The organism is Microbacterium sp. SORGH_AS_0969, assembly GCF_030818255.1.
Lineage (GTDB): Bacteria > Actinomycetota > Actinomycetes > Actinomycetales > Microbacteriaceae > Microbacterium.
In genome coordinates, this window is record NZ_JAUTAG010000001.1 from 1,483,520 (window position 1) to 1,497,040 (window position 13,521).

General features: G+C 68.5%; 15 protein-coding genes. 8 read left to right on the plus strand and 7 right to left on the minus strand.

Features of this window, described 5'->3' with window-relative positions; translation table 11 throughout:
* Positions 1-20 precede the first annotated feature (20 nt).
* From QE388_RS06915 to QE388_RS06935, 5 genes are read right to left on the minus strand one after another with little or no spacing between them, the layout of a single operon-like run.
* Positions 21-503 (minus strand): Lrp/AsnC family transcriptional regulator, encoded by a 483-nt coding sequence (locus QE388_RS06915; protein WP_307384244.1) that lies wholly within the window; start codon positions 501-503, stop codon positions 21-23.
* 40 nt (positions 504-543) lie between these two features.
* Positions 544-2,019, minus strand: a complete 1,476-nt coding sequence (locus tag QE388_RS06920) for an aldehyde dehydrogenase (RefSeq protein ID WP_307384247.1) — start codon at positions 2,017-2,019, stop codon at positions 544-546.
* 35 nt (positions 2,020-2,054) lie between these two features.
* Positions 2,055-3,464 (minus strand): APC family permease, encoded by a 1,410-nt coding sequence (locus QE388_RS06925; protein ID WP_307384249.1) that lies wholly within the window; start codon positions 3,462-3,464, stop codon positions 2,055-2,057.
* 37 nt (positions 3,465-3,501) lie between these two features.
* The gene (locus tag QE388_RS06930; RefSeq protein WP_307384252.1) at positions 3,502-3,828 is read right to left on the minus strand and encodes a multidrug efflux SMR transporter; all 327 of its coding nucleotides are present in this window, start codon (positions 3,826-3,828) and stop codon (positions 3,502-3,504) included.
* Complete coding sequence (locus QE388_RS06935; protein ID WP_307384254.1) at positions 3,825-4,202, minus strand: multidrug efflux SMR transporter; 378 nt, start codon at positions 4,200-4,202, stop codon at positions 3,825-3,827. The genes QE388_RS06930 and QE388_RS06935 overlap by 4 nt, the downstream gene beginning before the upstream one ends.
* 138 nt (positions 4,203-4,340) lie before the next feature.
* Here QE388_RS06935 and QE388_RS06940 point away from each other — a divergent pair, with 138 nt between their 5' ends.
* Positions 4,341-5,756, plus strand: coding sequence for an FAD-binding oxidoreductase (locus QE388_RS06940; protein WP_307384256.1), 1,416 nt, complete (start codon positions 4,341-4,343; stop codon positions 5,754-5,756).
* Positions 5,753-6,091 carry a cupin domain-containing protein gene (locus tag QE388_RS06945; protein WP_307384258.1) on the plus strand — a complete coding sequence of 113 codons (339 nt, stop codon included), beginning with the start codon at positions 5,753-5,755 and terminating at the stop codon, positions 6,089-6,091. The genes QE388_RS06940 and QE388_RS06945 overlap by 4 nt, the downstream gene beginning before the upstream one ends.
* Here the strand turns inward: QE388_RS06945 and QE388_RS06950 are convergent.
* Positions 6,079-6,915 carry an NAD(P)/FAD-dependent oxidoreductase gene (locus tag QE388_RS06950; RefSeq protein WP_307384259.1) on the minus strand — a complete coding sequence of 279 codons (837 nt, stop codon included), beginning with the start codon at positions 6,913-6,915 and terminating at the stop codon, positions 6,079-6,081. The two genes, QE388_RS06945 and QE388_RS06950, sit on opposite strands and share 13 nt — an antisense overlap.
* Positions 6,916-7,158: 243 nt before the next feature.
* Between QE388_RS06950 and QE388_RS06955 the strand changes: the two genes are divergently transcribed.
* The 3 genes from QE388_RS06955 to QE388_RS06965 are packed head-to-tail and all read left to right on the plus strand — an operon-like array spanning position 7,159 to position 9,989.
* Positions 7,159-8,154: an Abi family protein gene (locus tag QE388_RS06955; RefSeq protein WP_275801660.1), complete on the plus strand. Its 996-nt coding sequence runs from the start codon at positions 7,159-7,161 to the stop codon at positions 8,152-8,154.
* Positions 8,151-8,597: a MerR family transcriptional regulator gene (locus QE388_RS06960; RefSeq protein WP_307384261.1), complete on the plus strand. Its 447-nt coding sequence runs from the start codon at positions 8,151-8,153 to the stop codon at positions 8,595-8,597. The genes QE388_RS06955 and QE388_RS06960 overlap by 4 nt, the downstream gene beginning before the upstream one ends.
* Positions 8,598-8,606: 9 nt before the next feature.
* Positions 8,607-9,989 carry an ATP-dependent RecD-like DNA helicase gene (locus tag QE388_RS06965; protein ID WP_058595975.1) on the plus strand — a complete coding sequence of 461 codons (1,383 nt, stop codon included), beginning with the start codon at positions 8,607-8,609 and terminating at the stop codon, positions 9,987-9,989.
* Here QE388_RS06965 and QE388_RS06970 read toward each other — a convergent pair.
* A complete protein-coding gene (locus QE388_RS06970) occupies positions 9,977-10,633 on the minus strand; it encodes a heme oxygenase (biliverdin-producing) (protein ID WP_307384265.1) in 657 nt (218 codons plus the stop codon). The genes QE388_RS06965 and QE388_RS06970 overlap by 13 nt on opposite strands.
* A gap of 206 nt (positions 10,634-10,839) precedes the next feature.
* Here QE388_RS06970 and QE388_RS06975 point away from each other — a divergent pair, with 206 nt between their 5' ends.
* The 3 genes from QE388_RS06975 (at position 10,840) to QE388_RS06985 (ending at position 13,470) form a co-directional block, all read left to right on the plus strand.
* A complete protein-coding gene (locus tag QE388_RS06975) occupies positions 10,840-12,111 on the plus strand; it encodes a serine hydrolase (protein ID WP_275801663.1) in 1,272 nt (423 codons plus the stop codon).
* Positions 12,112-12,118: 7 nt separating this feature from the next.
* A complete protein-coding gene (locus tag QE388_RS06980; RefSeq protein ID WP_307384267.1) occupies positions 12,119-13,027 on the plus strand; it encodes a DMT family transporter in 909 nt (302 codons plus the stop codon).
* A gap of 101 nt (positions 13,028-13,128) precedes the next feature.
* Complete coding sequence (locus QE388_RS06985) at positions 13,129-13,470, plus strand: DUF3140 domain-containing protein (protein ID WP_275801665.1); 342 nt, start codon at positions 13,129-13,131, stop codon at positions 13,468-13,470.
* The last annotated feature ends 51 nt before the right edge of the window (positions 13,471-13,521 follow it).

Genomic DNA, 13,521 nt, shown 5'->3' on the forward strand with positions numbered 1-13,521 from the left:
CATGCGCCGACACGAGACGGTCAGGAGGGGACGTACTCGACGCCCGGTACGCCCCAGCCGTAGGCGAGCTTGGCCACCTCGAGCACGAAGAACGACTCGGTGGACACGACGCCGGGGATGGAGCCGATGCTGTTCTCGAGCACATCGGCGAAGTGGGCGACGTCGCGGCAGATCACCTCGACGAGAACGTCGAAACGACCCGAGGTCGTGACGACATAACTCGTTTCGGGAAGCGCGGCGAGAGCGGCGCAGACCGCCCTCGCCGCACCGGGCTGCACCCGGACGCCCATCATCGCCATTCGGTCGAAGCCGATCGCGAGAGGATTGGCGATGCCGACGATCTGCAGGATGCCGTCGTCTTCCAGTCGCTTGGCGCGATACCGGACCGACGAGACCGGGACCCCGAACTCCTGAGCCAGACTAGTGAACGGGCGTCGTCCGTCGGCCTGCAGCGCAGCGATGATCTTTCGATCGAGATCGTCGAGGTTCGCGGCGTCGTCCATTTGGCTCAGCGTATTCATCGCGGATCGTCGGCTCCAGTCGTCAGCGCAGGTCGAGGACGCCCGTGCGCAGATCGCTCATGTCGATCAGGGTGTGACGGCCGCCGATGCGACCCCACCCCGTGCGCTTTCCGCCCACTCCTCCGAACGGCATGTTGATGTCCCAGAACCCATTGCTGTCGTTCACGATGACCTGGCCGGTTCGCAGGTTCTCGACGAAGTGGTACGCCGAACCGATGCTGCGGGTGAACACTGCGCCCTGCAGGCCCAGAACATCCTCGTTCGCGAGCCGCAGCAGCTCCTTATCACTGTCGGCGGACACGATGGGCAGCACCGGGCCGAACGTCTCAGCGGTGCTCAGCAGGCTGTCCGGGGCTACGCGGTCGACCACGGTGAACTCGTAGTACAGGTCGGTGGGGTAGCCGGAGGCCCGGTGCCCGCCCAGGAGGATGTCGAAACCGCGCTCACGCGCCTCGGTCAGATGTGCATCGACCTTGGCGGCCGTCAGCTGGTTGTTCATCGGCCCCAAGGTCGTGGACAGGTCGAACGGGTTGCCCAGCACGGCCTCGGTTGCGGCCGCGCGCGCCGCGGCGGCGAACTCCTCGCGGATGGCACTGTGCACGAGAACGCGACCGGTGGCGCAGCACACCTGGCCGGCGTTGTAGTAGGCACCGCGCACGGCCGCGCGGGCCGCCGCCTCGACGTCGGCATCGGCGAGCACGATGACCGGACCGTTCCCGGATGCTTCGATGATCGCGCGCTTCAGACCCGCCGTGCGCACGATCTTCTCCGCCGTCGCGGACGAGCCGATGAAACCGATCGCGTCGATCCCCGGGTGGGTGACGAGCTCGGCACCGAAAGCTCCCTCGCCCGGGAGGATCGACACGAGGCCGTCAGGCACGCCCGCTTCGCGCAGCACGTCCACTGTCGCCAGCAACGTGAGCGGGGTGTGGGTCGGCGGCTTGACGACGACCGCGTTGCCCGTGGCTAGACCCGGGGCGACGAACTCGGCGAACATCAGCACGGGGAAGTTCCACGGGATGACGATGCCCCAGGTGCCGACGGCGTCGTAGAACGTCCACATCCTCTTGTTCACGTCGTTCGACGGAAGCGTCTCACCGTGCAAGCGGATCGCATCTTCCGAGTGCAGGTGGAACAGCTTCGCGGTCTCGTCGATGTCGGCGTATGACTCGGACAGAGGCTTGCCCTGCTCGAGGGTGAGCAGGCGCGAGAGCTCTTCACGACGTTCGCTGATGAGGTCGCCGACACGGTGGAGGATCTCGGCGCGCTGCCATACGCCGACGCGCCGCCATGATGCCTGAGCGTCGCGGGCGAGGCGCACCGCGCGGTCGAGATCCTCTTCGCCCGGCACGGCGACCGAGGCGATGGTCGCACCGGTGACGGGGCTGACGACCTCGGCTGTGCGGCCGGACACGGCGTCGACGTACTCGCCCCCGATGAACAGCTGGGTCTGGGGGATCTCGATGCCTTCGGCGCTGGAGTGGATGTCGTTGGTCATGGTCTTTCCGTTTCGAGTGAGGGAGGGGTCTGTGGTCAGCGGGTGGGGCGGCGGCGATCGGCGGCTTGGACGAAGAGCCAGATCACGACACCGAGCGCGAGGATCCCCAGCGCGATGCTCAGTTCGAGGATCCCGCCGTAACCGGTGATCGAGAAGCCGGTCGCTCCGACGACGAGGATCACCGCCAAGAGCACTGCCAGCACGATCGACAGCGGGACGAAGATCCGTGGCAGCCGGATCGGGCGGGTGGCATCCGGACGATCCTTACGGAGCAGGGCGAAGCCCGCCACGGCCAGAACGTGGGTGAGGACGTATCCGAGGTTGCCGGTGACGATGATCGCGAGCGGCTGTTGCAGCACGACCAGGAGCACGATGTTCAGCACGAGCATCACGTTGAGGGCGCGGATCGGGACTCCGCGGCTGGTGAGCTTGCCGACGGCGCGAACGGTCACGCCCTCTTTCCCCATGTTGAACAGCACGCGCGAGGAGTCGGCGACCGAGGTGAGCATCACCAGGACGAGCGAGGCGATCAGGCAGAGCACCATGATCTGCGCACCCGTCTCGGATCCGACCAGCTGGGCGAAGCTCTCGACGAAGAACGTCGACGGGTTATCGGCGATCGCTGCTTCTCCCGCGAAGCCGCCGAGCGTGATCGGCACGACGATGAACACGCCCAGGCAGAACAAGGCGGCGGCGCGGATCGCGCGAGCGGTGTCCTTGACGGGGTCGCGGTACTCCGACGCGAACGTTGTGCAGACCTCGACGCCGAGGGTTGTCCAGGCCATGACGTAGAGCCAGACGATGGCCGTGTGCAGGCCTTCCCAGCCCTGTATGCCCCAGGTCAACTCTTGGGGGTGCCAGCCGCCGCTGAGGAGAGGGAGGACGATGAAGACCACCAGCGGGATCATGAGGATGCCGGCGGTGATGTAGACGAACGTCATGGTCACCCGCACGCCGACGGCGTTGATGCCGTAGAGCACGAAGATGACGATGAGGCCGACGACGATGGGGAAGCTCAGGTGGATCGGTCCCCAGCTCCACGTCCATGTCTGGTCGGGGAACCACTGCGATTGGATGAGCAGACCCGTCAGGGCACCGTAGGTGGCCAGGTTGGATCCCCACGGGAGCCAGTAGCCCACTCCGGCCACGGGAGCGAGCCATGGTGCGCGGCTCTTCCATGCTTCGGCCGCGAAGCCGGCGATTCCGCCCGAGGACTCGGGGAACATCGTCGACAGCTCGATGTAGATCCAGTTGACGCCGAGCGCGATGATCATCGAGATCGCCCAGAGCGCGGCGGCACCCCATCCGCCCAGCCCCGCGATCGAAGCGCCGAGGGTGGCGAAGAGCGCGGCGGGCATGGTCATCGACATCGCGAACGCGTCGTACCACCGCAGTTTGCGCGGCAGCTTCTCCTCCGCGAGGGGCGGTTTCTCTTCGACGGACATGGCGGTTCTCCTTTGCGGGTTCGTGTGGTGCGGGAGGTCAGGGGTGGGCGGATCCGGTCTCGACCAAGAGGACGCCGCCGATGATGACGACGATTCCGACGGCGCTCATCACGGACAGGTGATCGCCGAAGAGAACGCGTCCGAGGACGGCGGTCGCGGCGACACCGATCGAGGCCCACGTGGCGTAGGCGACGGCGACCGGCATACCCAGAGCCAGGACGGCGCCGAGCAGCGTGAACGCCGTGATGTAGCCCAGGACGATCGAGGGGATCCAGCGGCGGCGGCGTCCTCCCTCGGACGCGCGTAGCGACAGTGTCGCCGTGACCTCGGCCGCGATCGCCAGGCTCAGCAGAACGATGCTCACGCGCGGCCCTCCTTTCGCGCGCCGGCGGCGGATGTCGCCCGATGGCCGAGCTCGACGAGGAGGACGCCGACGATGATGACCGCGATGCCCCCGATGCCCACGACGCTGAGCTGCTCTCCGAAGACGACGGCACCGAGGACGGCCGTGGCGGCGACCCCGATGGCCGACCAGATGCCATACGCCACTCCCACCGGCATCCGCCGATCGAGGACGACCGCCAGCAGGGCCAGCGAGCCGGCGTAGCCGGCGACGACGAGGATCAGCCACGCCGGATGCGTCAGCCCTTCGGCGGCGCGCAACGACAGCGTGGCGGTCACCTCCAAGGCCACGGCGGCGAGCAGTGGCGGCCAGGGGCTCGCGGGGTGACGTTCCATGTCGATCCTTACCGGCCGCCACGATGGCGACCGAATGAACAGCATTGTTCGCTCAGGATTGTGTAACTTGCAAGTAAGTCGCAGGATATTTAACATTCCGGTCACGTACAACCCTGAATTCTGACGATGGGAGCTTCGATGGGCACCACGGTCTTCGAACGGCGGCGGGCCGACCCCGCGCAGGTGCAGCGGTCGCTGGCCGGCTCGCGGCACGACGTGTTCTGGCTCGACGATGTCCGGCGTCCGCGGTATCCGGCCCTGGGCGCGAACGCCCGCACCGATCTCGTCGTCGTGGGTGGCGGGTACAACGGGCTGTGGACCGCGATCCGCGCGAAGGAACGCGATCCGGGCACTCGGGTCATCCTGGTGGAAGCGAACCGGATCGGCTGGGCCGCGTCCGGGCGCAACGGTGGCTTCTGTGAGGCGACCCTGACCCACGGCCGCCAGAACGGGCTCACGCGCTGGCCTGACGAGATGACGACGTTGGACCGTCTCGGCAACGAGAATCTCGCCGCGATCATCGCCACGGTGCGTCGGTACAGTCTCGACGTCGACCTGGAAGAGACCGGAGTGCTGAAGGTCGCGGTCGAGCCGCACCAGATCCCCTGGGTGCGCGACGAGCACTCCGATGCGGACCACGTGTATCTGGAGGGGGCGGAACTGCAGGCGCAGGTCGCCTCACCGACGTATCTCGCCGCGTCATGGGACCGCCGCGGGAACGTGCTCGTCCACCCGGCCAAGCTCGCGCTGGAGCTTGCACGTGTGGCGGAGAAGTTGGGCGTGGAGATCTTCGAGCACACGCCGGCTCACGACGTACGCCGCGACGGGGGCGGTGTCACCGTCCAGACCGACGGGGCGACGATCCGAGCCGATCGCGCCGCGATCGCCACCAACGTGTTTCCCTCGTTGATCCGGCGAACTCGATTGCTGACAGTGCCGGTCTACGACTATGTCCTGGCCACCGAGCCTCTCACCGCGGAGCAGCTCTCCCGGATCGGGTGGGCCGAGCGGCAGGGCATCGCCGATCTGGCCAATCAGTTCCACTACTACCGACGCGCGGCAGATGATCGGGTCGTCTTCGGTGGATACGACGCCGTCTACCATCCGGGGGGCCGTGTGCGCGCACGCTACGAAGACCGGGCAGCGTCGTTCGAGCGTCTTGCGGCGCACTTCTTCACGACGTTCCCCCAGCTCGCCGACGTGCGGTTCAGCCACCGTTGGGCGGGACCGATCGACACGTGTTCGCGCTTCTGCGCGTACTTCGGGACCGCGCGCGGCGGCCGCGTCGCGTACAGTGCCGGCTTCACCGGCCTGGGTGTCGCCGCGACGCGATTCGCCGCCGACGTCCTGCTCGATCTCTTGTCGGGCGAGCGCACCGAACGTACGGCCCTCGAGATGGTGCGGCGAAAGCCCATCCCCTTCCCGCCGGAGCCCGCGGCATCCATAGGGATCGCCGCAACGAAGTGGTCGCTCGACCGAGCCGATCACGACCGTGGTCGACGCAACCTCCTGTTGCGGGCGATGGATGCCGTCGGCATGGGCTTCGATTCGTGAGCGGCGGGGTGGTGTGGACGGACGCATCCGTGCGGGTGCCCCATGCGGCGTTGCCGGTCGGCGACGTCGTCGCCGGCGCTCCGACCTCCGGCTCTGTGGAGATCGGCCGCTTCGGTGCCGTGCGGTTCGGCGTGTGGGAGATCACGCGCGGGGTGGTCGCCGACGTCGAGGTGGACGAGGTGTTCGTTGTCTTGGCTGGGCGCGGACGCGTGGAGTTTCTCGCCCCGGCGGCACCGACGATCGAGCTGGCGGAGGGAATGGTGGTTCGGCTGTTCGCCGGTGCCCGGACACGCTGGATCGTCGACGAGACGATCCGCAAGGTCTACGCCGTCTGAGCGTGGCTCTGCACCACGGCGACGGCCGCGAGCTGGCCGGCGGCGATCGCGTTCGCGAGCGACGCCATCGGCCCCGGGAAGTGATCGGGCTGGGCCATGTCGCCCACGGCGTACACGCCGTCGACGCTCGTGCGTCCGAACGGGTCGACGCGGACGGCACCCGACTCCTGCCGCTCCAGGCCGAGCTGGTCGGCGAAGGGCGCTCGCTGCCGTGAGGTGGGTGCCACGAACGCCCCGGCGACCTCCTCGGTCGTGCCGTCGTCGAGGTGCAGCCGCAGCCCCGCCGGGAAATCGCCCACCTCCCGCACCCGAACCGGGTCGAGAACGACGATCTCGGATGCCACGGGCTCGAGCATCGCGGCGAGCATCCCCGCGTGCCCGGTGCCGTTGAGCACCGCGACGCGCTGGCCGGCGAACTCGTGGCCGTGGCAGAACGGGCAGTTCGCGACGCGGTCGCCCCAGCGGTCGGCGAGCCCGGGGATCGGCGGCAGATCGTCGGCGAGTCCGGTCGCGAGGATCACGGCTCGGGTCCGCACCGGCGCGCCGGCGACCGTGACCACCAGGTTCGCGTCGACCCGAGTGATCTCGGTGGCCGCGGCATCCTGGATCCGGACCGTCTCGTACGCGGCGATCTCCGCGCGTCCGAGTCGGCGGAGCTCGGCCGGGTCGCGCCCGTCGTTGGTGAGCAGGTTGTGGGCGTGCGGCACCGTCCCGTTGCGGTACTCGCCGGAGTCGAGCAGCAGGGTCCGCCGGTGCATGCGCCCGAGGGTGAGTGCCGCCTGCAGCCCGGCGGGGCCGCCTCCGATGATGATCGCGTCGTACACGATGAACTCCTTCGCTTGCGTTCGAGACCATCGTGTGACTTCATGTCGACATGAAGTCAAGGCCACTCTTTTCGCATAAATATACGAATGTCGAGCAAGCGTTCGCAGAGCCCTCGGCGGGGCGCGCCCCGGACATATGATCGAAGCTCGCCGCCCGAGGGGAGGTGGGACGTGCTATCGTCAAAGCATCACGATCAGCCCGCTCGCCTCACGGCTCGGGCTGATTTTCTTTTGCGGGGATTGATGCGGTACGGCAAACCCTGGCTGCCGCTGAGCGACCAGATCGACAAGCTGGAGCGTCGCGGCGTCGGCATCGACGATCGAGCACGCGCAGAACGCCTGCTGTGCGAGGTGGGCTACTACCGGCTGACGGGATACCTGCATCCGTTCCGGGCGGTCGATCCCGCGATCGGATACCTTCCCGGAACCCACATTTCCCACGCGGCGGCCCTCATCGACTTCGACCGACGACTGCGCCTGCTCGTCCTCGATGCCCTCGAACGCATCGAGGTGTCTCTACGAATGCGAGTCGGGTACGTCTTGGGTGAGGTTTCCGCCTTCGCCCATCGAGACGCATCGACGTTCATGCCCGACTTCACCCGTCGGCCCGAGCATGTGGCTGACAGGACCATCACGACGTTGCTCCCGCCGGAGATCTCGATGAGCAAGCACGACCTGTGGCTGCTGAAAGTAGCCGAACGGCAGAGTCGCTCGAGCGAGAACTTCGTGCAGCACTTCCGAGAGAAGTACGCGAACCAGATGCCGATCTGGGCGCTGACCGAGATTCTCGAGCTCGGTCAGCTCGTCACGCTCTATCGGGGTCTGAACACGCGGCTATCGCAGGCCATCGCCGACGCGTACGAGGTTCCGACGAAAAAGCTCTTCCTCAGCTGGTTGGCCACACTCAACTACGTCCGGAATGTCGCGGCGCACCACGCACGTCTGTACAACCGCAAACTCGTGACAGCGCCCAAGCGTCCCACGCCATCGCGCGTACCTCTTCTCGCTCATCTGAGTGAGAGCGCCCTACCGAAGGAGTTCGGGCTCTACAGTGCGTTGGCTGTGGTGCAGTACCTTCTGCTCGTTGTAGATCCGCTGTCGTCATGGGGCGCCGATCTCGGGGGCCTTCTGCGCGAGTTCCCCTCCGCCGGACCCGTCTCTGTCCGCTCCCTCGGCGTCCCCGATGGATGGGAGAGACTGCCCCTCTGGACAGCCACGAGGGAGGTGGCAGCGCAATGACCTCCGCGGGGGAGTCAATCGGGGAGGCCGCGGCGCGATTCGGGCTCGACACGCACGTGCTGCGCTACTGGGAGGACGAGGGGCTGTTGCATCCGGATCGGGATGCCGGCGGCCGACGCCGCTACTCGGACGACGACAGCGTCCGGATCGCGATCATCCTGCGCAACAAGGCCGCGGGAATGTCGCTCGAGCAGATCCGCATACTGCTCGAGCGGGACGCGCCGGATCGGCACCGCGTGCTCGAGGAGCACATCGCCGAGCTCGATCGTCGTGCCGCCGACATCGCGGAGGCCAGGGCGATGACCGAGCATGCGCTGCGATGTCGGTCGCACGACATCACGCAGTGCCCGCGCTTCCGCAGCCATGTCGCCGACGTCCTGTCGGGAGAGGCGCAGTGGCTGCTTGTCCACACCGAGCCGCCCCGCGAACGTCCCGCGAACTAGCATGAATCGGTGACCACCCCGCCTCTTTCCGCCGAGCAGCAGGCGCTGTTCCGGCTGATCGAAGACACGCGGGAGCACGTCTTCGTGACCGGGCGCGCGGGGACGGGCAAGTCGACTCTGCTGCAGCACCTCGCGTGGAACACGCAGAAGCAGATCGCCGTGTGCGCGCCGACGGGCGTGGCGGCGCTCAACGTCGAGGGGCAGACGATCCACTCGCTGTTCCGTCTGCCGATCGGCCTGATCGCGAACGGCGACATCGACCAGAACGACGCGACCCGCAAGATCCTGAACGCGATCGACACGCTCGTGATCGACGAGATCTCGATGGTGAACGCCGACCTCATGGATGCCATCGACCGCTCGCTCCGTCAGGCGCGGGGCCGGCGCGCCGAGCCGTTCGGCGGCACCCAGATCGTCATGTTCGGCGACCCGTACCAGCTCGCCCCCGTTCCCCCGCGCGGTGACGAGGCGCGCTACATCCGCGACCACTACCGCTCGTTCTGGTTCTTCGACGCGAAGGTGTGGTCCGGCGAAGCGGCGAGCGACGGGCTGATCGACATCGGGCGCCACGGGGCCGACCTGCACGTCAACGAGCTCGTCGAGATCCACCGGCAGTCCGACCCGGGCTTCAAGACCCTGCTCAACGCGGTGCGCTACGGGCGCGTGACGGCCGAGATGGCCGGCATCCTGAACACCGCCGGAGCCCGTACGCCCCCGCACCCGGCCGACGGCGAGCACCCGATCATCACGCTGGCGACGCGCAACGATCGCGTCAACAGCATCAACCGGCGCCATCTCGAGGAGCTCGTGGGGCGCACGCAGACCGCGAACGCCGAGATCTCGGGCGACTTCGGGCGCGGTGAGGCGAACTATCCCGCCGAGATGGAGCTCACGCTCAAGGTGGGGGCGCAGGTGATGTTCCTGCGCAACGACTCCGCGCAGTTCGGCGAGGCGCCGCGGTGGGTCAATGGCACGATCGGCACGGTGACGCGCATCGCGGGCGACAGCGTGCGGGTCGAGGTCGACGGCATCCAGCACGATGTCGAACCCGCCGTGTGGGAGAGGTACCGCTACGCATACGACCCGGGGACGAAGAACCTCTCGCGCGAGATCGTCGCGGAGTTCACGCAGTTCCCGCTCCGGCTCGCGTGGGCCGTCACGATCCACAAGTCGCAGGGCAAGACGTACGATCGCGCGGTCGTCGACCTGGGTGCCGGGGCCTTCGCCCCCGGGCAGACCTACGTCGCACTCAGCCGGTTGACGTCTCTCGACGGTCTCTACCTGTCACGGCCGCTGCGCCCGAGCGACATCCGCGTCGACGAGGACGTGCGCCGCTTCATGAAGCAGGCGTGGCTCGGACGCCAGCAGGGCGATCGTGCTCAGGCGACCTGAGCCGCCTTGGCTCGCGCGAGGTCGGCGAACAGCTCGGTGTTGAACCGGTACGCCACCAGTACCTCGTCGATGACGCGCGCCTTCTCGTCGTCATCCCACGGGACCGCGTCGAGCTGCTCGCGGTAGACGTTCTTGAACGCTCTCGGGTCGGCGATGTCGCCGAACAGGAAGAACCCGATCCCGTTGGTGTCGAATCCGAAGCGGCGCTGCATGAGGCGACCGATGAACGGTCCGCCCGACAGGTCGCCGAGGTAGCGCGTGTAGTGGTGAGCGACGAAGCCCCCCGGCCAGGTCGCGGCGACGCGGCGGATCCGCGACACGTACGCCTGCGTGGTGGGCAGGGGGCTGATCTGCCCGCGCCAGTCGGCGCCGAGGAGGAACGCGAGGTCGGCCTCCAGCGCGGGAAGGCGGGTGAGCTTGTCGCTGAGGAACACGGATGCCACCGGGTCGTGGCGCATGCGCTCGCCGGCCGTCTCGAGGGCCTCGTAGATGAACCACTGCTGCGCGATGAGGGCGATGTAGTCGTCGCGGGATCCCGTGCCGTTGAGGAGGTCAGTCATGAAGCCGTCGCACTCGCTCGTCGAATGCGCGCTGGTGGAACAGCGCTCGCGCAGAGCGGCGGAGAACGGGACGACGGCGTTCATGGGGACATCATACGCACAGGGTTAGGTGAACCTAACCCCCGATTTCCTGTGGTTTCGCCGCTGATCGACGCACCGCCGAGCGCTCGCGGCGAGATGTGATGCAGACGTGACGCCGCCCGGGCGCAAGCGGCAAGTCGCTTCGGGCGGCGTGTGTTTGAATTCTTGGAGCGCGCGATTCGTCGCGCGCGGATTCCAGGGGGTTCGATATGGGGACATGGCGTCGGTCTGCTGCGGCCGCGATCGCCGGCGCGAGCGTCCTCGCGGTGATCCTGAGCGGGTGCACCGCCGAGAACTCCGTGTCCATCGACGTCCCCGCCCAGGTCGACGCGCCGTTGCCCGACCAGACGGTCACCGAGCTGCGCGACGCCGTCACGACCGCCATGGCGGCGACCGGGTCGAGCGGCGCCATCGTCGGCGTGTGGGCGCCCTGGAGCGGGAGCTGGGTGTCGGGCGTGGGCACGCAGGGACCGGGCGGCGCCGAGGTCTCGGCCGACCTGGACTTCCGTGCCGCCGATGTCACCGGCGCGATGACCTGCGACGTGCTCTACGAGCTCGCCGCCGACGGCACGGTCAAGCTCGACGACCCGGTGACGACGTGGGTCAGCAACCTCCCCGGGTACGACGACATCACCCTGCGCATGCTCTGCAACGGCACCTCGGGGCTCGGCTCCTACTCGTCCGTGCTGCAGGGGACCGAGCTGAACAACCCCGACCGGGCGTGGAACCCGCGGGAGCTGCTCGCGTACGGCATCGCGAGCCCTCGTCTGAACCCTCCGGGGGCGGCGTTCGCCGACTCGGACACGAACTACCTGATCGCCGGGCTCGCCGCCGAGCGCGCGACCGGTGAGACGCTCTCGGACCTCATCCGCGACCGCGTCGCCGAACCCCTCGGGCTGTCGAACACGAGCCTGCCGGGGTCGGCCGCTGCCGCGCCCTCGTCGACCGCCCTCGAGGGGTTCCGCTCGCAGCAGCTCCCCGAGGGCGGATGGACCTGCGATCAGCCCCAGGACGTCACCGTGACCTCGTCGAGCTTCGGCGGTGCCGCCGCGGGAGCCGTGACCGACATCACCGACCTCGGCCGCTATACGCAGGCGCTCGCCGCCGGCTCCCTGCTGCCCGAGGGGAGTGACAGGTTCTCGTCGCCCCTCCCCGTGAGCGCCGACGACCCGACGTGGTTCACCGCGGCGGGCGGCGCGTACCAGGCCGGTTCGCTCATCGGACAGTTCGGTGCGACGGCGGGTTACATGGTCGGCTCCTTCGCCGACCCCACCACCGGCATGGCCGTCTCGGTCGTGCTGAACAACTCGGCCGGTAACCCCAAGACGGCCGCGTGGCTCAGCTGGGAGCTCGCGGCGATCGCGTCGAAGGCTCCGGCGGCTTCGGGGCAGACCGCTCCCGAGGCGGGACTGCCCTGGACGGCCCAACAGATGCGTGACGGTATCGTCGGCAACGCCATCTGCACCGTCCCCGCACAGTGACGCCGGCATGAGGGCGGCCGGCGGGCCGCGGTCGGCCGCGGCGCTGGTGCTGATCGGGCTCGCGTGCCAGGAGGTCGGTGCCTCGTTCGCCGTCATGCTGTTCCCGCAGACGGGGCCGCTCGGCATCGTGATGCTGCGTCTGCTGTTCTCGGCGACGCTCCTGCTGATCATCGCCCGACCGCGGTGGCGGGGTCACTCGCCGGCGCACTGGCGCGAGGTCGTGGCCTTCGGTCTCGTCCTCGCCACGATGAACGGACTGTTCTACCTCGCGCTCGAGCGACTCCCCCTGGGCGTGACCGTGACCATCGAGGTGCTCGGCCCTCTCGCGCTCTCGATCGTCACGGCGACGGGCCTGGCGCGCTGGCTCTGGGCGGGACTCGCGCTCGCCGGCGTCGTGGCGCTGGGCGCGGGCGGGTGGGACCGGCTCGACCCTCTCGGCGTGCTGTTCGCGCTCGGCGCGGCCGTGAGCTGGGCGCTGTACATCCTCGCGTCGGCGCGCGTCGGGCGAGCCTTTCCCCGCCTGGACGGCCTCGCGCTCGCGATGGCCATCGGGGCGATCGCGGCCCTGCCGTTCGGGATCGCGCAGGCCGGCGAGGTGCTCCTGCGCCTCGACATCCTCGCCCTCGGCGCCGCCGTCGCCGTGCTGTCGTCGACCGTGCCCTATGCGCTCGAGCTCATCGCTCTCCGACGCCTGCCGGCTTCGGCCTTCGCGATCCTCATGAGCCTCGGCCCCGCGACGGCCTCGACGGCGGGATTCCTCCTGCTCGGTCAGCACCTCTCGTGGCTCGAGGTGGGCGGCATCGCCCTGGTCATCGCGGCGAGCATCGGAGCCGTGACGGCGGCCGCCCGGCACGCGCCCGGTGCGCGGCATCCGGGATCCGACCCGAACGAGCCGCTGAGCGAGCCCGTCGGCTGAGCCCCCTCGGCTGCGCCCTGTCGGCTGTGTCGCGGATGCCACGTGCCACGGGGTCGCGCAAGGGGTCCGGCGGCACGCGGTTCGACGGTCAGCATGGGCGTATGAGCGAACGCAGCGATGACGACGAACAGACCCGCGCCGAGTTCGGGGAGGCCGTGAACATGACGGCCGGTGAGCTGTCGGATTGGCTCGACACCGACGAGTCCCGCAGCGTCGGGCAGAAGAAGGACGGCGGGGAGTCGACCGGGCACGAGAGCGGTCGGCACATCGTGCGCATCCTCAGAAAGAAGAAGGCCGACCTCACCGACGCCGACATCGCGCACATGCGGAAAGTGGTCGGGTACGTCAAGCGGCACGGAGCCCAGCGCCCGAAGGGCGAGATCACCGACACCGATTGGCGGTACTCGTTGATGAACTGGGGTCACGACCCGAAGAAGGACTGATCCCGCGGCCCCGGCGATGACTGGGGCGCTATGACTCCCGTCTGAGTCGGC

Coding starts and splice junctions, on each gene's coding strand:
- QE388_RS06915 (WP_307384244.1), bottom strand. CDS start 503: ATGGACGACGCCGCGAACCTCGACGATCTCGATCGAAAGATCATCGCT.
- QE388_RS06920 (WP_307384247.1), bottom strand. CDS start 2,019: ATGACCAACGACATCCACTCCAGCGCCGAAGGCATCGAGATCCCCCAG.
- QE388_RS06925 (WP_307384249.1), bottom strand. CDS start 3,464: ATGTCCGTCGAAGAGAAACCGCCCCTCGCGGAGGAGAAGCTGCCGCGC.
- QE388_RS06935 (WP_307384254.1), bottom strand. CDS start 4,202: ATGGAACGTCACCCCGCGAGCCCCTGGCCGCCACTGCTCGCCGCCGTG.
- QE388_RS06940 (WP_307384256.1), top strand. CDS start 4,341: ATGGGCACCACGGTCTTCGAACGGCGGCGGGCCGACCCCGCGCAGGTG.
- QE388_RS06955 (WP_275801660.1), top strand. CDS start 7,159: ATGCGGTACGGCAAACCCTGGCTGCCGCTGAGCGACCAGATCGACAAG.
- QE388_RS06960 (WP_307384261.1), top strand. CDS start 8,151: ATGACCTCCGCGGGGGAGTCAATCGGGGAGGCCGCGGCGCGATTCGGG.
- QE388_RS06970 (WP_307384265.1), bottom strand. CDS start 10,633: ATGAACGCCGTCGTCCCGTTCTCCGCCGCTCTGCGCGAGCGCTGTTCC.
- QE388_RS06975 (WP_275801663.1), top strand. CDS start 10,840: ATGGGGACATGGCGTCGGTCTGCTGCGGCCGCGATCGCCGGCGCGAGC.
- QE388_RS06980 (WP_307384267.1), top strand. CDS start 12,119: ATGAGGGCGGCCGGCGGGCCGCGGTCGGCCGCGGCGCTGGTGCTGATC.
- QE388_RS06985 (WP_275801665.1), top strand. CDS start 13,129: ATGAGCGAACGCAGCGATGACGACGAACAGACCCGCGCCGAGTTCGGG.